The organism is Thermocoleostomius sinensis A174 (genome assembly GCF_026802175.1).
GTDB classification, from domain to species: domain Bacteria; phylum Cyanobacteriota; class Cyanobacteriia; order Elainellales; family Elainellaceae; genus Thermocoleostomius; species Thermocoleostomius sinensis.
On the sequence record NZ_CP113797.1, the window covers coordinates 2939316 to 2957304 of the forward strand.

Here is a 17989-nt window from a genome sequence, read left to right on the forward strand (position 1 = left end):
TAGGTTCAAAATTCCAACAGCCACTCGGATGCTCGTTCTCCTAAGTCGATCGGAATGCTGACCGCTTTCCCCAATCGAGGTCGATCGCGCGTTTGCTCAATAAAAGCCTGTACCTGGGCAGTTCCTCCCCAAGCATTGATGTAGGTTGCAATCGTCTCCAAATGGGCTAAATATTCTGCCTCGGATAGGGGAAATGAGGCTTGCTCCAGGTACTTCCACATCACTTGCACAAATACCTTGCCTTGAACTTGTCGCAGTTGAACGTCGTAGGAGCGTCCCCACTTTGTTAACAATAGCTGGTGCAATTCTTCTCCAGTCATAGTTTTTCGTAGTCGAAACGCTTGTCCTTTATGCAAGTCTCCCTCTAAAACGGTAGCTTACGCTGGCAATTTTCAGAAGCAGACTCAAGACATCTAACTTTACAAAGCTCAATCAGCTAGACCAAAACTAGACTAAATACTGAACAGGTTAATGCATTGTTGATAACAAAGTTAATTAATGTAATGAATGGGTAATATGAGGTTTTCATGGAAATTCGGCAGCAGCTAGATCGTCAACGTGTGAAGCATATCGTCAGCAGCTATCACCTTGATGGTGAGGAGGTGCATCAATTCGATCGCTATTTAGAAGAGCTATTTGGTTGTTATCCATGCCCTCTCATTGAGTTGGCCTTAGTTGAAACCCTCATCGATCACTGGCTGTCGGTGCCGTTAGTACGGGGCGTGGCGTTTCTGACCGCAGCCCACAATAAGTTGAAACAATGGGACATTCAACCGATCGTCAGCACTATTACACCAGAGCAATTTCAGCAAATTTCTGGACTTGATCCCACCCCTGTTTTTGGCTCTACCGAACTACCCCCCACTTGCCCAATTGTGCGTCCTTCTCATTAGCACTTGATCTGGAGATGGTTGCAACGCATTTCAAACTGATAATGATTCGGAATTTTGTGATCGATGTTTCCACTTAAGCTTTCTGAGATTTTGCTACGGCAACCAGTCCATCTACAATCACTTGGTGTTGTCGCAAGGCAGCGGCAGCAGCTCTAGCTGTGGCCCCGGTCGTGTAAATATCATCAATCAGCAGAACAGTAGGAGGGCGACGATCGCGCCAACGGGGGTTAAGGGCGAAGGCATTGATTAAGTTTTGCTCTCGTTCGGCGGATGATAAACCAAACTGAGCCTCGGTTTGACGCAGCCGAATTAGACCATGGGACTGAAGTGGCAAGCCAGTATATTGACAAAACGATCGAGCAATCAACTCCGCCTGATTAAACCCCCGCTGCTTTTGTTTGGTAGCGTGCATGGGAATGGGAACCACAGTGAGGGAACGCCCAGTCGCATGAGGGGACGCTAGCCATGCTTGCCCCAACCATTGCCCTAATGGACGTGCTAACTTGGATTGATTATCGTATTTCAAGGCTCGAAGCGATTGTCGTAGCGCCCCACCATAGAATCCCCAAGCAAAGACTGGTAACTCTCCCTGCCGTTCTTGGCGATCGTGGCATTGGCAAGCCTTTAATTTTTTTTGGCAATCTTGGCAAAGCAGGGATAAGCTAGAACGCTGACACAAGGGACATTGAGATTGAAATAATAAATCCAGCCATGTTGTGAATGGGTTCCAGGCTCCCATAGCTTCGCTCTCCTTGCGCCTGCATCCGCCAATTGACAGTAGACATTTACCCAACTGGCATGGATAGAATAATTAGGTGTAACAAATCTATAGTTCCACTTTTGCTGGTGGGGCTTAACATGTTTAGTATCTTTAAGGTCGTCTTGCGTTTATCGCTAACTGTAAACTTCTCTTAATCCACATCAAACAAGGAATTATCGAACACTAATTGCCCATGCCTCCTGTAACTAAACAGAATCGCGACTTACCAACCATTAACGAACGCATTCGATTTCCAAAAATCAGGGTGATTGACACGGATGGCGGTCAGCTTGGCATTATGACCCCTCGCGATGCTCTTAGGCTTGCCGAGGAAAAAGAGTTGGATTTAGTTCTGGTGAGTGACAAAGCAGATCCGCCAGTTTGTCGCATCATGGACTATGGTAAGTTCAAGTTTGAGCAGGAGAAGAAAGCGCGGGAGGCTCGCAAAAAGCAGCATACTTCTGATGTGAAAGAAGTAAAAATGCGCTACAAGATTGAAGATCATGACTACCAAGTTCGTGTGAATCAAGCCAAGAAGTTTCTCAATGCCGGAGATAAAGTGAAGGCAACCATTACCTTCCGAGGGCGAGAAATTCAGCATCGCGACTTGGCAGAAAGCCTACTCTTGCAAATGGCCACCGATTTGCAGGAATTTGCCGAAGTGCAACAAGCACCTAAGCAAGAAGGGCGAAACATGATGATGTTATTGGCTCCGAAGCGGTAGGAATGATTCTAGAACGACTCTAGAGCTTTTTCTAGAACCAAGTAGAACAGCAGGTAGGGTGGGCAATGCCCACCTTCTTTTTTTTAATGTGTATCTCTCAGTCGTCTTACGATCGCCTCTACAACTAGCTCTTCTCTAGACACCGATGCAAGTGTTTCAAATGATAGCTTCGGCGCAAGCGCGGTATCAGCGGCAGGCAATGCAATGCCAGAATTTGTAGTTGAATTTGTAGTTGTTTCATAACGGTTAGCAACCCAACAAATACAAGGGGCAAAGCCACTATGGCAAGCATTGTGTGAGGTACTCAACCCGTTGCCCGTAAAAGTTTTGTATATTTTGATGCAAAATTTAGGCGAGTAACAAAATAGTAGCGATCGATGGCTTTTACAATGCTCAGGGCATGTTTAGAGGGTAGGCAGTCAACCGCACGACAGACCCTCGTTTGCTATGAGATTAATTCAGGAGTCATCTGCTCATTCATTAACCCAAACCCAGGTCAACGAGCGCCTGATTCCACCCTGGGTCGTTCAGGGACTGCGATGGTTCAACTTACGCCCCGAAGAAGGCAAACGCACCTTTCTCATGTTTGCTTTTTACACACTCAGTTCTGTTGGCATTCTGTGGCTGGAAGTGAGTATTGCCGCTCTTTTTCTGAATGAGTATGGGGCTGAGTGGCTTCCTTGGGTTTATATTGCCAGTGCGGCAATTGGCACCGGATTGGGCATTGGGTACGCTTGGCTGCAAAAGGTGTTACCCCTGCACCGCGTTCTAGTTTGCACCGCAGGGTTGATGGCGCTGCCCTTGTTGCTGTTTCGCTTGGGGTTGCATCCAGCCCTGATGGGAAGCTACACCGTTTTTCTAATGCGGCTTTGGCTAGAGGCGATTTATGTCATCAGTGAATTGAATACATCGATCGCCGCCAATCAGTTATTCACCATTCGCGAAATTAAGCGCACTTATCCCTTAATTAGTAGCGGGATTTTAGTCGCGGATGTGCTGAGCGGGTTATCGCTGCCGCTCTTACGCGGATTAGTGGGTTTATCTAATGTTATTTTGCTAGCTTCGTTGATGCTGTTTCTGGGCGCGGGGGTGTTGCTCTATCTCACAAAAGCCTATCGCCCATTTTTTCCAGATTCCCGCTATCGCTCTTCCAATCGGGAACAGCGCTTCACCCGCCACCGATTGCGCAAACCGCAACGACAGTATGTGATGTTCGTCTTTGCATTTTTTGTGCTGGTGCAAGTGCTGGCGCTTCTGCTGGATTTTCAATACCTTGGTCAACTGCAACAGAGCATGAGTTTGGAAACGATCGCCGACTTCCTAGCCTTATTCAGCGCAATTTTGGGTAGCTTTGAACTAGTTATGCAGTGGTTCATTTCTGGGCGCTTAATTGAACGGTTAGGGATATTTACAGGAATCGCGGTGTCCCCGGTTCTCCTGCTTGGACTCGGTTTGTTGACTTTCGGCGGCGTCATCAGTTTGCTGGTCGGTGTGATTCTGCTGAAATTTGTTGATGAACTGCTGCGCTATACCCTAGTGGCCAGCACCGGGCCACTTTTGTTTCAACCCATCCCCGAAGCCAACCGCAACCGAATACAATCTGTCGTGCGTGGCATTGCTGAACCTGTGTCAACCGGGGCGATCGGTGTAGGGTTGGTGCTCACCCTGGGATTTTTGCAGCTATCCCATCCAATCGCACAAACTCTAAGCAAGGCAGCAGGCTTTGTGTTCCTAGCCTATACGGTTCTGTTTTCGCTGCTGTGGCTATTGACGGTGATACATTTAAGAGCCAAATATCTGGTGGTGCTCGTGTCTAGCAGCGATCGGGGGCAACTCAGTCGTTTCAACGTTGATTTGCCTACCCTCAAACGCAATTTGATAGAAGCATTGCAACGAGCAACTACGGATGAAGAGCGCTCGTCTTGTATTAAGTTGCTCACCGATGTTGACCCAACTCAAGCAAATGCTGTTTTGGCGCCCCTACTGTCCAGCTTCTCACCAGCATTGCAACGGCAGAGTTTGGTAGCCATGCTTCACTTTCCCAACCCTGTTTATTTGAGCCATGTACAAGCGTTGGTCACTCAGCCAACACCACAGCCTATATCACCCGAGGTACTAGCGCTGGCGCTGCGCTATAGGTGGTTGAGCGATCAGGCAGACGTGGCACAATCAGAGGTGGCACAACTGAAGCCCTACCTTCGTGCCGATGTGGAACCCGTGGTGCGGAGTACAGCGGCGGCTCTGATGCTACGGCACGGTAATTCGGTTCAGAAAGCTGAAGCCACAACGGTGTTACGACGCATGTTGACCAGCAAGCAAGAACAGAACCGGATCATGGGCTGCCAAGCTCTGGGAGATGCGGTCTATCTACAGTCTCTACGGCTGTACATTAAACCAATGCTGCAAGATCCGTCCTTGCCTGTGCGCTGTGCCATGCTGGAAGCGATCGCTGCTACGCACTTGGAAGAATATTATCCTGCCCTGTTGCGAGGGTTGTCCTACCCATCTACCCGGGAAGCTGCCCAACGATCGCTGGTTCGATTGGGAGATGAGGTACTTCCACGCCTAGTAGCGTTTGCCGAACATCCTCACACACCCTCTGGGGTTCGTATCTATGCCTGGAACACGGTTGGGCAGATAGCCACTCCCAAGGCGATCGATTACTTAATCGATCGGCTGACGTCCACTAACGGCACAACGCAGCGAACGGTGCTACGGGTGTTGCTGCGCATTCCACACGAAGCTGGCGTTGAGGCAGTCTTGACGCAACTAGGACGGCGTGGCATTGAGCATTTAATTCTTCAGCAAATTCAGTGGTTGGCGCACGTCTATGCAGGGTTAGTTGATTTGCAACCTCTGCAACTTCAACAATTTGCAATGGTAGAAGCCGAATTGCTTTGGCGAGCCTTGCGTGATGCAGAAACCGATGCGGTTGAGCAAATTTTCTTGCTTATGCGCTTTCTGTATGATGCCAACCAAATTCAGGCGGCGGCGTTTAACCTTCAATCCAAAACGCGAGACAGTATGGCGCGAGGGCTAGAGATTTTAGACAATACTATCGATCTATCCAGTAAGACAATCATTCTTACTATTTTCGATCGGTTATCTGATCATGAGAAGCTGCAACACCTTGCCCCTCTAATCAACTATCGATCGCTGAAGCCCAGTCAACGACTACATCATTTGCTAGAATTACGCCATTTTTTATCAGATTGGACGCTAGCATGTTGTTTTCATTTGGCCCGTCAGACAGGTTGGACATTGACATCTGAACAAATTTTGTTTGGGTTGTGCGCTGCTAGTGGCTTTGTTCGGGAAGCCGCATTAGCTTATTTGCAAGTGGTGTTCCCAACCCGGCTACGATCCGTGTTGCCGCTGTTCAAAACCGATCCCGATCGCCTTGTGGCGCTGCAAGTCCGGCAGATGATGGCAGAATTGAGAAACCCCGTTCATCAATAGTTCAGTCTTTTTTAGTTGCAAGTGTTCTAATCACCTTGTCCCATGCTCACCGTCGATCGCCTGCTGTTTGTTCGGAACGTACCTATTTTTCAAGAACTGCGTGATGATTTTCTCGTGCGACTGGCTGCCATTATGGAAGAATTGCATTTTCCAGCGAAACACACAATCTTTACTCAAGGCGAAGAAGGTCGATCGCTTTATATTCTCGTTTCGGGACGGGTGCGGGTCTTGAGTGGCACTCGAGAACTGGCACAACTGGCTCAAGGAACTTGCTTCGGTGAAATGGCAGTTCTAGACGCCGAACCTCGTTCTGCTTCTGTTATCACCCTGGCACCGTGTCAATGCTTAATGCTGACCCAACAGCAATTGTACGAGGCGATCGAAGAAACCCCTGGCGTGGCGGTGAATGTGATTCGGTTGCTGTCCCGCCGGATTCGGGAACTGAATCAACGCCTCGATCGGTTGCAGGAGGGGTAGGGATGGGGAGGCGGAGGTCGAGCTTCATGGAGGCACTGCTGCGGTCATTACTGGATCAAGGAATAGTACATGCAGGGGATTGGGTGCCCTTCGATCGCTATTGCAGCGGTATAGTCTACTACCGGGCTGAACTGCATCATGCTCCAATTAGGGGTGGGATGTCCATTGTGTGCAAAGGCAACAATCGAATCGGATAAGTTGGTAATTTCAACACGCTTGAGTCCGGTGAGTCCTTCACCTGTCGCTTTCAAGTAGGCTTCTTTGCATGTCCATAGTTGAAAAAATAGGGCTTGTCGGCGTTCTATGGGGCATTGATTTAACAATGCTACTTCGTTTGGCAGAAAAAACCGTTGAGCTAACTGCTCCATCTCTTGGAGCGGACGATTGTATTCGACATCAATTCCAACTAAGCGATTGCATGTAATGGCATAGAGCGCTATCTGGTGAGAGTGCGACACGTTAAAGCTGAGGGGCGTTGCAGCTTGAAGGGAACTTAAACTGGGTTTGCCGCGTGCACTATAGGAAAACTCTAGCTGATCGGCCGCAAGGGGCAAGTAACACGATAGAATTAATCGCAAAATTCCCCGCCCTGCTACAAATCGTTGGCGATCGCGAGGGAAGCGAAATCGATTGGCTCTTGTCTGCTCATCGGGCGACAACAGCAACGCAAACTGCTCTAGCTGCTGGGTGGAACAATCGAGCTTGGCCCGCCAAATATGCACAGCAGGATTTACAAAAGTTATGGCTGGTAACTGCTCGAAACATCGCTCTTGCCAACAACTCAACACCATAACAACCCGCCGTGTATTCAGTTACTTCAATATTGGCATTGATAATGAGCCGTTTCACGCAGCCAGCCGAGATATCCTCAGGCAATAGGGGTTGGGGAATGAGGGCGAGACTTGCAAACGTGACACGGTCCCTGCTCTTGTTAACGTTACTAACGTGCTTACGAGGGTTCTTTATTGTTAATCGGAAATGGTCAATCGGATTAGCCATTAACCATAGTTCTAGCAAGGAACGATCGTTTTCTTTTTAAGTACGGTACTTATGTCTTCGCGGCGATCGAATCCCTAGCAAAATGCTTAAGTGTTTGTCCGATTCCATATAGTTATAACCCTAACAATTCACAAAAATCTCTAACAATTTGTTACTTCCTTAAAGCTTTTAAGTTTTAGTTGAATTTCTTTAGAACAAATGTCTTCCGCTATACGTAGAGTTTTAGTGACCAATAATTCAAATTTCTTTCTACCTGTAGCGTACTGGTTAAACAGGAACACTTTATCTATTAGGAAAACGACTGTATATAGTACATAAATACTATTTTCTTGAAAATTTAATTATGCTAATTATTAATGTAGAGAGGAAAATCCACTTTGAATCTCTTCATTTGAATTTGATGGGATTCTAAGGAAGTTATCACACCCTTGAATTTACTGCCGTGCCAAGCGTTGCTTGGCATGGTTCACTCCTAGGGAATTGTGAAAACTTGAGGCTGTAGTCATCAATAATATGAGATTACGCCCATTGAGATAAGCTAATCTAACCCGATTTTGGAGGGCAATGAATCCATGGAAACACTCGCGTTTCTCCATCTCGCTGAAGAAAACGAAAATTCTCAAGTTCGGGAATTGACGTTAGATACAAACAAGTTTGCTGGCAAGGCGGCGATCGGTGCATTGGGAATTGCGGCCGCGGCGGTGGGTGCTTTTGGTATCGCAGACAGTGCTTCAGCTTATGGCTATGGCGGTTGCTATAGCTATGACTGTGGCTATAACTACTACTCGTATGATCCTTGCTATGACTACGGGTGTGACAAGTACTACTCGTATGATCCTTGCTATGACTACGGGTGTGACAAGTACTACTCGTATGATCCTTGCTACTACGATTCCTGCGGTAGCAGCCACTACTACTCGTATGATCCTTGCTATGACTACGGGTGTGACAAGTACTACTCGTATGATCCTTGCTACTACGATTCCTGCGGTAGCTACTATTCTCCAAAAATTCACTTGTCAGTGAAAGAAATTCAGATCGCTCTGAAGAATGCAGGGTGCCATGTTTACGTAGATGGTGTGTTTGGCCCGATGACAGCCCATGCTGTTAAATCATTCCAAGCTGCCCATGGTCTGCATGTAGATGGCGTTGTGGGACCGCAAACCACAGCAGCGCTACTTCAGTATCTTTAGAGCAGTACCTAGCTAGTTGAACCATTAAATTTGTTCAGACTTAGCTAAGCACCGCTAGGTTGATCTTCATCTCACAGAACGTTGCTGAATCCTAATAGCCGATCGTCTGCCAAAACGATCTAGCGCCGATGTTGTGGCAAAACCACCAACCTCCTTGCTAACAGGCTGTTGAACCGGCAACGTTTTTCTATGAGCCATTTTAGTTGCACCGCCCACAGTCTAGATCTATCTAAGGAAAAAGTGACTTATTTCTTCAGTAACGTTTAAAGAACCTTGTGCACAAGTAGAGAAAAGTTTATGCGGGATGGTAGTAGAATGCTACGCCCAGTAAAATATAGGTCGCTAGTAGCAACGTTCCATCAAGCCAATTGCTGCGTCCACCAAAACTAACTAAATTGGTGACTAAAACAGCGATCGCCATCGCTGCCACTTCAAACGGATTGAAATTCAGGTCGATCGGTTGACCAATGATGTGTCCTACGAATAACAGCACTGGGGCCACAAACAACGCCACCAGCAAACTATCGCCCGTTACTACCGACACAACCAAGTCCATTTTGTCTTTGAGGGCTAGTCGGACAATGGTGACATAGCCTGCTACATCGCTGATCAGTGGCACCAAAATCACGCCTGTAAATAAGGAAGTTAGCCCCAGGCGTTTGGTTTCAGGTTCTACTACCCCAACAAATAATTCCGATTCAATGGCAACGGCGATCGCGGAGCTAAGCAAGACCACCAGCCACATTATTAAACTCGATCGAACCTTGGATGTTTGCTCTGCTTTGGCGGGTTGGTCTTCGTCAGTGTCCAGCAGGCCCATGTCATAAAGATAGCTGTGAGTTTTTAGGGAGAATAGCAGTGTTAAGCCGTAGACCACAATTAGCACCGTGGCTGTAGCAATAGAAAGATTGTGGATAGCGGTTCTGTCTACTACTCTAGAGGTAGAAATAACTAAGGTGGGCAGGGCGATCGCAATCACCGCTAATGTAATGGTGGCTCCATTCACGCGGATTAAAATCGGTTGAAATTCTTGTTCCTTATAGCGCAACCCTCCTGTTAGCATTCCCAGCCCCAACAGCAGTAATAGACTACTGAGAATACTGCCCGTGATGCTGGCTTTCACGATTTCAACTAACCCTGCATTCAGCGCCACCAACGCAATAATGAGTGCTGTTGCATTAGCAAAAACCGCATTAACAATTCCGCCGATGGCGGGCCCCGTCACAAGAGCTACCTTCTCTGTTGCAGTTCCTAACAATATAGAGAGCGGCACAATGGCCAGAACGGAAGTGAAAAACACGATCGATTGACCCCAATGCAACAAACTGGCGGCGATCGAGATGGGTACAAAGATCAGCAGCAGTAGGGGCAGAACTTGTCCAACCGAAAGTTTGCGTTTAACTAATAGGGAGAACTGGCGATCGGATTTCATGAATGCAAAGAAGATGAGTGTGTTTTCAGCGTAGACCCAACCGCCAATCCTGGCATCCGTCTGATGTTAGGACAATAGATGAACTGGCATGAGACCGATCAAGATTCAACCAAGTGCAAGACTTGATTTAATTTGCCGCTGCGGAATCCTTCTAAATCTAGCGTTACATAAACAAACCCATAGGACTGAAACGCCGCGACTAACGCAGGCAAATCTGTGGTTTGCACAAATTCCTGGATTTGTTCTGGTGGTAATTCAATTCGCGCAACATCGCCAGCCGATCGAACACGCAGAGTTGTAAGCCCCAACTGCCGCAAATAGCGTTCGGCGCGTCCAACTCGCTGCAACTTGGCAATCGTGATTGCTTCGCCATAGGGAAACCGCGAACTGAGGCAGGGCTGTGCAGGCTTGTTCCACCACGGCAACTCAAGCCATTTTGACAATTCTCGCACCTCGGCTTTGGTGATACCAATTTCGGCCAGGGGCGATCGGGCCCCGCGTTCTTTGGCAGCTTGAATGCCGGGGCGATAGTCACGCAAATCGTCAGCATTGACGCCATCAACTACATAGGGATAGCCGCGTTCTATAGCAAGGGGTTTCAAGGTATCGTGGAGTTCGCTTTTGCAGAAATAGCAACGGTTGACCGGATTCGCTGCATAGTTGGGGTTTTCAATCTCATGCGTTTGCACCACTTCGTGGGCAATGCCGATAAACGCTGCCTGCATCCGGGCTTCTTCCAAATCTTCGGGAAGCAGCGATGGAGACTCTGCGGTGACGGCCAAGGCTCGATCGCCCAACACATCATAAGCAACCTTCGCAACCAGCGCACTATCAACACCACCAGAGTACGCCACCAGTGCTCTGTCAGCTTCGGCCAATAGGGCTTTTAATTTTTCAAGTTTTTCTATCAACATTGTTGAGTAACACGACCCATACCAAGATAAAAACAGCTTGCAGCATTGCTTCAAGTTCCTCTAGACTAGCAATTTTAAGCCGGAGTTTAAGGAATCGAAGCCTGGTAACTCCTGCAAGCGAGGAATCAAATCATGATCTATAGCGCTAGGGTTGGAACACAAACGGTTTATGTAGAAAATCGTGGCACGCAAACCTTCATTACCTTCAGCAATCAGTCTCCGGGGCAGCAGCAATCTCAGTCAAATAGCTTCACAACGGGCGAGTGGACGGCTACTCCAACGCTGGTTCGATCGGCAACCGGAGGAGCAATTCTTCAGATTCAGTCGAGCCAAGGGCAGTGGTTCATTCAGCTTCAAGCAAACGGAATTCAGCACTTAACATCCCCCCCCACTCTAGAAACGGCTGAAGTTATTCCCATGCAACAGCAAGACACATCACCCGTTGCTCCAGAGATGCAGCCAATGCAGCCAATGCAGCCAATGCAACCAATGCAACCAATGAAAATGGGAGATATGGAAATGCAAATGAATCCGATGCAGATGCGGATGGGCAACATGGAAATGCGCATGGGAGAACCATCGTCAGTATCAAACACCGCCGCTTCAACTCACACTTCAACTAAACAGTTTTGTACCCAGTGCGGTCATGCGGTTGCACTCACCGATAAGTTTTGTGCCCATTGTGGTCATGCACAACAAGGATGAAGTCAAGGATGAAGTCACTGAAACACTAGAAAGCCGATCGATTCCTTTAAGATGGAAGAGAGTTAAGATCTGTTAACTTTACATTTAGTTTACATTTAGAGAAACCGCACCATCGAATCGTGACGACTCAGCTTCCTCAATTATCTTCCCCCTTAGAATTTCATACTTGGAATTGGCACGGGCATAACATTTGTTATACCGCTATTGGCACAGGGCAGCCCCTTGTGTTGATTCATGGCTTTGGGGCGTCCATTCGCCACTGGCGGCGCAACATTCCCGTTCTAGCCGAGGCCGGACATCGGGTGTTTGCGATCGATTTGCTGGGGTTCGGCAAGTCCGATAAGCCTGTCCTGTCCTATTCGCTAGAGTTGTGGGAAGACCTACTGCAAGACTTTTGGACAAATCAGATTCAACAGCCCGCGATTTTTATCGGCAATTCGATCGGCGCGTTGCTTAGCTTAATGATGCTGGCTCATCATCCAACCATGAGCGCAGGTGGGGTGCTATTAAATGCAGCAGGTGGGTTAAACCATCGCCCTGAAGAACTAAACCTACCGCTGCGGCTAGTGATGGGTGGCTTCACTAAACTAGTGAGTTCACCGCTGATTGGGCCAGTTTTGTTTAACTTAATTCGCCAGAAACCGAGATTGCGCCGCACCCTTCAGCAGGTCTATCACGATCACACTGCTGTGACGGATGAGTTGATTGATCTGATCTATGAGCCGTCGTGCGATGTAGGGGCACAGCAAGTATTTGCCTCTATTTTGACCGCACCGCCTGGACCCAAGCCAGAAGATCTGTTGCCCAATGTATCGCAACCGCTGCTGGTGCTTTGGGGTGAAGCCGATCCCTGGACTCCGATCAGCGGCTCTAGACTCTATCAAGCGTTGGCAACAGAAGCGCCCGATCGGGCTAAGTTTGTCTCTATTCCCAATACAGGTCATTGTCCCCATGATGAGCGCCCAGAAATTGTCAACGCCGAAATTCTCAACTGGCTGACTGATCTCAACGCTAGGTGATTGCTCACTATTCGATCGATTCGCACAGGTTTATCAGGTTTCTATCATTCAAGTCTATGTCATCCAATCCTTACAAGCTGCTGTTTGTTTGTCTAGGCAATATTTGCCGATCGCCTTCGGCTGAAAACATCATGAATCACCTGATTCAACAGCGGGGGCTGCAAGCGGAGATTGTCTGCGATTCTGCCGGAACCTCTAGCTATCACCTTGGTAGCCCACCCGATCGACGAATGACAACAGCGGCAGCACGGCGGGGCATTGCTTTGGTGGGTTGGGCCCGGCAGATTGAGCAATCGGACTTTGAACAGTTCGATTTGATTCTAGCTATGGACAAAGAAAACTATCGCGATATTCTAGCTCTTGATCGCAGCGGACGTTATGGTGATAAAGTGCGGCTGATGTGCGACTTTTGCCGTCAGCATCGCGATCGAGAAGTGCCTGATCCCTACTATGGCGGGGCAGATGGGTTCAATTATGTAATTGATTTGTTGCTAGATGCCTGCGAAGGCTTACTAGATTACATTGTGGCGGCTCAATCAATTGAGAACCGCTGAAGTGTAGGACGATACGCTTCAATGCTACATTCGAGTTTAATCTCGCCACAGTGAAATTCCACCCAAAAGCCCTGCTACATTCGGCACAATTTGCACATTGGACGGCAATTCCACCTCTAACTTTTTGGCGTTGCCGCCGCCCAAATACAGACGATCGTAGTTGAACAACTGCGACAGCGAATCGATTGCTTTCAACAGACGGCGACTCCAGCGCTTTTTACCAATGCGATCGAGTGTGGCCCGACCCAACTGTTGTTCATAGGTTTCATTCTTGCGGAACGCATGGTGGGCCAATTCCAAATTAGGAACCAGTCGGCCGTTGACAAACAGGGCTGAACCGAAGCCTGTACCTAACGTCACCACCAGTTCAACACCGTGTCCGTTGACGACGCCCAATCCTTGAATATCCGCATCATTAGCCGCTCGGACGGGCTTACCAAATCGCTCCGCCAATGCTGCTGCTAAGTTAAAGCCAATCCAGCTGGGGTCTAAATTGGCCGCCGTTTCAACCACTCCAAACCGCACCACTCCTGGAAACCCAACAGATATGCGATCGAACGTTTTATCAGCAATCAACTGATCCAGCGTCAACAGAATGGCTTCCGGCGTTGCAGGCGTTGGGGTATCGAGCCGATCGCGCTCAGAGAGGGGATTGCCCTGTTGATCTAACACCATGACCTTGACCCCGCTACCGCCAATGTCTACCGCCAGCGTTTGCAGTTGATTGACCTGAGTTTCTGCCGCCATCATTCGATCACACACCCTCCATAGAAACAACCTATTTCTTGCGCGTGATTGCGCGCGCTTGGAGGATTTAGTATAGATCATCCCAGACGAGGACATCAATGAGGGCAGTATCAAGAGGACAGTATCAAGACACCTCGTTTGGCGTTGCGTGAACAGAAGTATGATTCTCGTGCTGAAGCTTCTTGCAGCCCTCACCCTAGCTCTCTCCTCTGGGAGAGGGAACACAAGTCTGGCTCCCTGCTCCCTAGGGAGCAGGGTTGGGGATGCGGACAATTCGTATCGGCGTTCAGCAACGCTCTCGTTTCAAATGAACGCGATCGATACTTTAGGAATGAGAAGCTTTCAGAATGAGGAAAACGATATGTCGATCGGTCGGAGGTAAGCAGAAAGTGGGAATGGGGGGCAGTGTTGACGAAAACTGTCCGAAGGATTGTTAACCGAAGGATTGTTAAGGATTACCTACCCACCGTCTCAGAGTAGAGACGACCTCGTCGATCGCCATTTCTTGTGAGGCATGATCACGACGGGTGACAACTTCCACTTTGCCCTGCTTCAGCGATCGTCCGGTAACAATGCGGTAGGGAATGCCAATCAAATCAGCATCTTTGAATTTGACTCCGGCTCGTTCATCGCGATCGTCTAGCAGGGTTTCAACTCCGGCGGCATTCAGGTCGGTGTAAAGCTGTTCTGCGACCTGCACTTGTTCAGTGTCGGTGACGTTGGGAATGACGACGATGGCGTGAAACGGAGCAATGGCGACGGGCCAGATGATGCCGTCTTTGTCGTAGGATTGCTCGACTGCGGCTTGCGCTAAGCGCGATACACCAATGCCATAACAGCCCATCACCAACGGGGCTTCTTCTCCTTGCTCGGTGGTGTAGGTGGCTCCCATTGCCGTAGAGTATTTCGTGCCTAGTTGAAAAATGTGCCCGATTTCAATCCCCCTGGCACTTTGCAGAATTTGATTGGAGTCGTGAACCGCCCGATCGCCCGGCCTAGCTTTGCGCACATCCAACACGACTTTAGGTAATTCAAATTGCTTACCCCAGTTGGCTCCTACCACGTGGTAGCCCGATTCGTTGGAGCCTGTGACAAAATGTTTCAGGTCGATCGCTGTTTTATCCACCAAGCGGAGAAATTTTGCCGCCAAATTTTTCGTCGATTTAATATAGTCATCGCTGAGATCAGGAGCAATATAGCCCAAGGGCAATGGTTTTGCTGCCCACTCCTTTTGTGCCACTTCATCGGGGACGGTCAACCCAATGACTGCTTTGCCACCGTATTGGCTGCCCAACTTGACTAACTCATTTTGTAATTTGACTTCGTTTACTTCTTGATCACCTCGAATGCTGACAATCACCAACACGTTCATACCGTTGTCATAGGTGACTTGATACAGCACATTTTTAAGAATTTGCGTCGGCGAACATTTGAGAAAAGCAGCTAACGTTTCGATCGTCGGTGTATTAGGCGTATCCAACTTTTCATACCGCTTGAACGGCGATGGTTCGGCATCGGCTGGTAATGAAATTGCTTTTTCTACATTGGCGGCGTACTTACCATCATCGGTATACAGCACCTCATCTTCGCCTGCCTCTGCGAGCACCATAAATTCCTGAGAACCAGAACCACCGATCGCTCCAGAATCGGCATCTACGGCACGAAACGCTAACCCTGTGCGCTGCATAATCCGGTGGTAGGCATCGTGCATTTTCTGATAAGACACCTTCATTCCGGCTTCGTCGGCATCAAAAGAATAGGCATCTTTCATGATGAACTCTCGTCCTCGCATTAAGCCAAACCGAGGACGAATTTCATCGCGAAACTTCGTTTGAATTTGGTATAGGTTCAGCGGCAACTGACGATAGGAACGAATCATATCGCGAGCAATTAAAGTAATCACCTCTTCGTGGGTTGGGCCTAATCCCAATTCGCGCCCTTGCCGATCTTGCAACGCAAACATAATGCCCTCAGCTTGGGTATAAGTGTCCCAGCGTCCCGATTCTTTCCACAACTCTGAGGGTTGCAACTGTGTCAACAAACACTCCTCTGCGCCAGTTGCGTTCATTTCTTCGCGCACAATCCGAGAAACTTTTTGCAACACCCGCCACATCAACGGCAAATAGGCATAGATACCGCTACCGATGCGTCGAATATAACCAGCCCTTACCAAGAGTTTATGGCTAGGAATTTCTGCCTCTGCCGGATCTTCCCGTAAGGTGGCAAACAGCATTTGAGACAGGCGCATGATTCCGTTCCCTTTATCTAGTCTGGAGGTTTGCTATATCAGTCTAAAGCATTGTGCCAGGGTGATTACATCGAGTTGCGTATTCCTGAGTCATGGTCTCTCAACTTGCTTCAATCGATGCGGGTGTCTATCCCAAAAGCAACGGCAGGCCAATGGCAGATAAGACCAGCAGTTTCGCTAGATTGTGGTGATTCAGCAAAACCTGGATTGGCTCTTTGCCGATGACCAGAATGTTTTTGTAGCGGGCGATTTGCTGTGGTATTTGGTGGAAGGACGCAACACGTTGATTGTTCCGGAGAAGAACTGCAAATTTATCGCCTTGATGGGCAACTAGATGGGCAACTATATTGTCTCCTTTGCAGCGATTCAGCAACAGCTAGAACAAGAACGCTAACGGGTGGAAGAGTTCAGGCACTGTTACAGCAATATTGCAATCGATTTGGGGATCTAGGCGATCGAGCAGAGTAGGGAACCAGCCGTGAATCGGGGATCTTCAGAACAAATTCTTTGACTTGAAGCGATCCCAAGCGCGATGATGAACATTAGACTCTATTCCAGCAGCGTTTTACAAAGCGTTAGACTGTATTGATTGCGACAAATTGATCCTAATAAATTGATTGTGAGCGGAGACGTTGAACGGCTATGAGCATCGCAGTGCTTGGTTTATTGCTTGCTGGATTAGTGCTATTGGTTATTGGCGCAGAGGCGCTAGTCCGAGGTTCATCCAAGCTGGCCGCGATGGTGGGAATTTCGCCATTAGTGATTGGGCTGACGATCGTAGCATTCGGGACAAGTTCGCCAGAAATGGCAGTCAGTATTCAATCGAGCCTAACAGGACAGGCAGATATTGCGCTAGGAAACGTGGTCGGTAGCAATATTTTCAATGTGCTGTTAATTTTAGGACTGTCGGCGCTGGTGGCTCCATTGGTGGTGGCTCAACAACTGATCCGTCTCGATGTGCCGATCATGATTGGGGTATCTGTCCTAACATTGTTGTTTGGACTCGATGGTCGCATCAACCGATCGGACGGCATCGTTTTGTTTATAGGCGTTCTGGTTTATACCGCTTTTCTGATTTACCAAAGCCGTAAGGAAAATAATCGCGAAGTGCAAGATGAGTACAACCGCGAGTATGGCAATCGCGGGTCCGGCAGTCTACAACAATGGATTATCTATTTAGGATTGATTGTGGGTGGGCTATTTCTGCTAGTTCTAGGTTCGCGCTGGCTAGTGCAAAGTTCAATCGCCATTGCACAAGCGATCGGGGTAAGCCAGTTGATTATTGGGTTAACGATCGTAGCAGCAGGAACGTCACTGCCAGAGCTTGCTACTTCGGTTGTTGCTAGCATCAAGGGTGAGCGAGATATTGCAGTGGGAAATGTGGTAGGCAGCAATATTTTCAATATTTTATCGGTCTTGGGATTATCAGCAGCCGTTTCTCCTACAGGGGTTACTGTTTCTAGTGCCGCCTTGCACTTTGATATCCCAGTCATGATTGCAGTGGCATTTGCCTGTGTTCCTATCTTTGTCACTGGCAATTTGATCAACCGCGCAGAAGGCATTTTATTTGTCGGATACTACATTGCCTACACCATTTACCTGATTCTAAATGCGATGGATCATGACCTTTTGCCCATGTTCAGCAATGTAATGCTGTTTTTTGTGATTCCGCTGACGGTGATTACCTTGGCGACTGTTTTGTGGCGATCGATTACCAAACCCAGTAAGCAAAAGCAGCTTTGAGAAGTGAGTTTTAGTCCCTCATCTAGTTCCACCGTTTTTTCAAGCCATCGCCTACACTAGAGATAGTCCGATTCGCTAGGATCGGGGCAGTCAGTTAACCTATTTCGTAGTATTGCAAGGTG

17 protein-coding genes are annotated in these 17989 nt (G+C 48.3%); 10 read left to right on the plus strand and 7 right to left on the minus strand.

The window, feature by feature from the left end:
- Positions 1-5: 5 nt before the first annotated feature.
- The gene (locus OXH18_RS12705; protein WP_268607453.1) at positions 6-320 is read right to left on the minus strand and encodes a DUF3067 family protein; all 315 of its coding nucleotides are present in this window, start codon (positions 318-320) and stop codon (positions 6-8) included.
- A 207-nt stretch (positions 321-527) separates the two neighbouring features.
- Between OXH18_RS12705 and OXH18_RS12710 the strand changes: the two genes are divergently transcribed.
- Complete coding sequence (locus OXH18_RS12710) at positions 528-893, plus strand: hypothetical protein (protein WP_268607454.1); 366 nt, start codon at positions 528-530, stop codon at positions 891-893.
- 73 nt (positions 894-966) lie between these two features.
- Here the strand turns inward: OXH18_RS12710 and OXH18_RS12715 are convergent, their stop codons facing one another.
- On the minus strand, positions 967-1632 hold the full coding sequence (locus OXH18_RS12715; protein ID WP_268607455.1) for a ComF family protein: 666 nt from the start codon (positions 1630-1632) through the stop codon (positions 967-969).
- Between the two features lie 214 nt (positions 1633-1846).
- Between OXH18_RS12715 and infC the strand changes: the two genes are divergently transcribed.
- The 3 genes from infC to OXH18_RS12730 all read left to right on the plus strand — a co-directional run bounded on the left by infC (position 1847) and on the right by OXH18_RS12730 (position 6313).
- On the plus strand, positions 1847-2377 hold the full coding sequence (infC, locus tag OXH18_RS12720) for a translation initiation factor IF-3 (RefSeq protein WP_268607456.1): 531 nt from the start codon (positions 1847-1849) through the stop codon (positions 2375-2377).
- A gap of 447 nt (positions 2378-2824) precedes the next feature.
- Positions 2825-5836 (plus strand): HEAT repeat domain-containing protein, encoded by a 3012-nt coding sequence (locus OXH18_RS12725; protein WP_268607457.1) that lies wholly within the window; start codon positions 2825-2827, stop codon positions 5834-5836.
- Positions 5837-5878: 42 nt separating this feature from the next.
- Entirely contained in the window at positions 5879-6313 is a 435-nt protein-coding gene (locus OXH18_RS12730) for a Crp/Fnr family transcriptional regulator (protein WP_268607458.1), read from the plus strand.
- Positions 6314-6360: 47 nt separating this feature from the next.
- Here the strand turns inward: OXH18_RS12730 and OXH18_RS12735 are convergent, their stop codons facing one another.
- Positions 6361-7035: a 4'-phosphopantetheinyl transferase family protein gene (locus OXH18_RS12735; protein ID WP_268607459.1), complete on the minus strand. Its 675-nt coding sequence runs from the start codon at positions 7033-7035 to the stop codon at positions 6361-6363.
- A gap of 849 nt (positions 7036-7884) precedes the next feature.
- On the opposite strand from OXH18_RS12735, the gene OXH18_RS12740 reads away from it, so the two are divergent.
- Positions 7885-8505: a peptidoglycan-binding domain-containing protein gene (locus OXH18_RS12740; RefSeq protein ID WP_268607460.1), complete on the plus strand. Its 621-nt coding sequence runs from the start codon at positions 7885-7887 to the stop codon at positions 8503-8505.
- 295 nt (positions 8506-8800) lie between these two features.
- On the opposite strand, the gene cax is transcribed toward OXH18_RS12740, so the two are convergent.
- Complete coding sequence (cax, locus tag OXH18_RS12745; RefSeq protein WP_268607461.1) at positions 8801-9937, minus strand: calcium/proton exchanger; 1137 nt, start codon at positions 9935-9937, stop codon at positions 8801-8803.
- 98 nt (positions 9938-10035) lie between these two features.
- Complete coding sequence (gene larE / locus OXH18_RS12750) at positions 10036-10851, minus strand: ATP-dependent sacrificial sulfur transferase LarE (RefSeq protein ID WP_268607462.1); 816 nt, start codon at positions 10849-10851, stop codon at positions 10036-10038.
- Between the two features lie 132 nt (positions 10852-10983).
- Between larE and OXH18_RS12755 the strand changes: the two genes are divergently transcribed.
- The 3 genes from OXH18_RS12755 to OXH18_RS12765 all read left to right on the plus strand — a co-directional run bounded on the left by OXH18_RS12755 (position 10984) and on the right by OXH18_RS12765 (position 13129).
- Positions 10984-11556 (plus strand): zinc ribbon domain-containing protein, encoded by a 573-nt coding sequence (locus OXH18_RS12755; RefSeq protein ID WP_268607463.1) that lies wholly within the window; start codon positions 10984-10986, stop codon positions 11554-11556.
- Between the two features lie 119 nt (positions 11557-11675).
- Complete coding sequence (locus tag OXH18_RS12760; RefSeq protein ID WP_268607464.1) at positions 11676-12575, plus strand: alpha/beta fold hydrolase; 900 nt, start codon at positions 11676-11678, stop codon at positions 12573-12575.
- Positions 12576-12631: 56 nt separating this feature from the next.
- A complete protein-coding gene (locus OXH18_RS12765; RefSeq protein WP_268607465.1) occupies positions 12632-13129 on the plus strand; it encodes a low molecular weight protein-tyrosine-phosphatase in 498 nt (165 codons plus the stop codon).
- A 36-nt stretch (positions 13130-13165) separates the two neighbouring features.
- On the opposite strand, the gene OXH18_RS12770 is transcribed toward OXH18_RS12765, so the two are convergent.
- Together OXH18_RS12770 and OXH18_RS12775 are read right to left on the minus strand one after the other, a co-directional pair.
- Positions 13166-13879: an ROK family protein gene (locus OXH18_RS12770; protein WP_268607466.1), complete on the minus strand. Its 714-nt coding sequence runs from the start codon at positions 13877-13879 to the stop codon at positions 13166-13168.
- Positions 13880-14324: 445 nt separating this feature from the next.
- Positions 14325-16124, minus strand: a complete 1800-nt coding sequence (locus OXH18_RS12775) for a proline--tRNA ligase (RefSeq protein WP_268607467.1) — start codon at positions 16122-16124, stop codon at positions 14325-14327.
- Positions 16125-16311: 187 nt separating this feature from the next.
- Between OXH18_RS12775 and OXH18_RS25505 the strand changes: the two genes are divergently transcribed.
- Both OXH18_RS25505 and OXH18_RS12785 read left to right on the plus strand, forming a co-directional pair.
- Positions 16312-16458 carry a hypothetical protein gene (locus OXH18_RS25505; protein WP_390904324.1) on the plus strand — a complete coding sequence of 49 codons (147 nt, stop codon included), beginning with the start codon at positions 16312-16314 and terminating at the stop codon, positions 16456-16458.
- Between the two features lie 308 nt (positions 16459-16766).
- Complete coding sequence (locus OXH18_RS12785; protein WP_268607468.1) at positions 16767-17867, plus strand: calcium/sodium antiporter; 1101 nt, start codon at positions 16767-16769, stop codon at positions 17865-17867.
- The last annotated feature ends 122 nt before the right edge of the window (positions 17868-17989 follow it).

What these genes read in the sequence shown, in the direction of transcription:
- OXH18_RS12725 (WP_268607457.1), top strand. Translation starts at nt 2,825, where the DNA reads ATGAGATTAATTCAGGAGTCATCTGCTCATTCATTAACCCAAACCCAG.
- OXH18_RS12775 (WP_268607467.1), bottom strand. Translation starts at nt 16,124, where the DNA reads ATGCGCCTGTCTCAAATGCTGTTTGCCACCTTACGGGAAGATCCGGCA.
- OXH18_RS12755 (WP_268607463.1), top strand. Translation starts at nt 10,984, where the DNA reads ATGATCTATAGCGCTAGGGTTGGAACACAAACGGTTTATGTAGAAAAT.
- OXH18_RS12715 (WP_268607455.1), bottom strand. Translation starts at nt 1,632, where the DNA reads ATGGGAGCCTGGAACCCATTCACAACATGGCTGGATTTATTATTTCAA.
- OXH18_RS12765 (WP_268607465.1), top strand. Translation starts at nt 12,632, where the DNA reads ATGTCATCCAATCCTTACAAGCTGCTGTTTGTTTGTCTAGGCAATATT.
- OXH18_RS12730 (WP_268607458.1), top strand. Translation starts at nt 5,879, where the DNA reads ATGCTCACCGTCGATCGCCTGCTGTTTGTTCGGAACGTACCTATTTTT.
- OXH18_RS12770 (WP_268607466.1), bottom strand. Translation starts at nt 13,879, where the DNA reads ATGATGGCGGCAGAAACTCAGGTCAATCAACTGCAAACGCTGGCGGTA.
- cax (WP_268607461.1), bottom strand. Translation starts at nt 9,937, where the DNA reads ATGAAATCCGATCGCCAGTTCTCCCTATTAGTTAAACGCAAACTTTCG.
- larE (WP_268607462.1), bottom strand. Translation starts at nt 10,851, where the DNA reads ATGTTGATAGAAAAACTTGAAAAATTAAAAGCCCTATTGGCCGAAGCT.
- OXH18_RS12705 (WP_268607453.1), bottom strand. Translation starts at nt 320, where the DNA reads ATGACTGGAGAAGAATTGCACCAGCTATTGTTAACAAAGTGGGGACGC.
- OXH18_RS12710 (WP_268607454.1), top strand. Translation starts at nt 528, where the DNA reads ATGGAAATTCGGCAGCAGCTAGATCGTCAACGTGTGAAGCATATCGTC.
- OXH18_RS12740 (WP_268607460.1), top strand. Translation starts at nt 7,885, where the DNA reads ATGGAAACACTCGCGTTTCTCCATCTCGCTGAAGAAAACGAAAATTCT.
- OXH18_RS12785 (WP_268607468.1), top strand. Translation starts at nt 16,767, where the DNA reads ATGAGCATCGCAGTGCTTGGTTTATTGCTTGCTGGATTAGTGCTATTG.
- infC (WP_268607456.1), top strand. Translation starts at nt 1,847, where the DNA reads ATGCCTCCTGTAACTAAACAGAATCGCGACTTACCAACCATTAACGAA.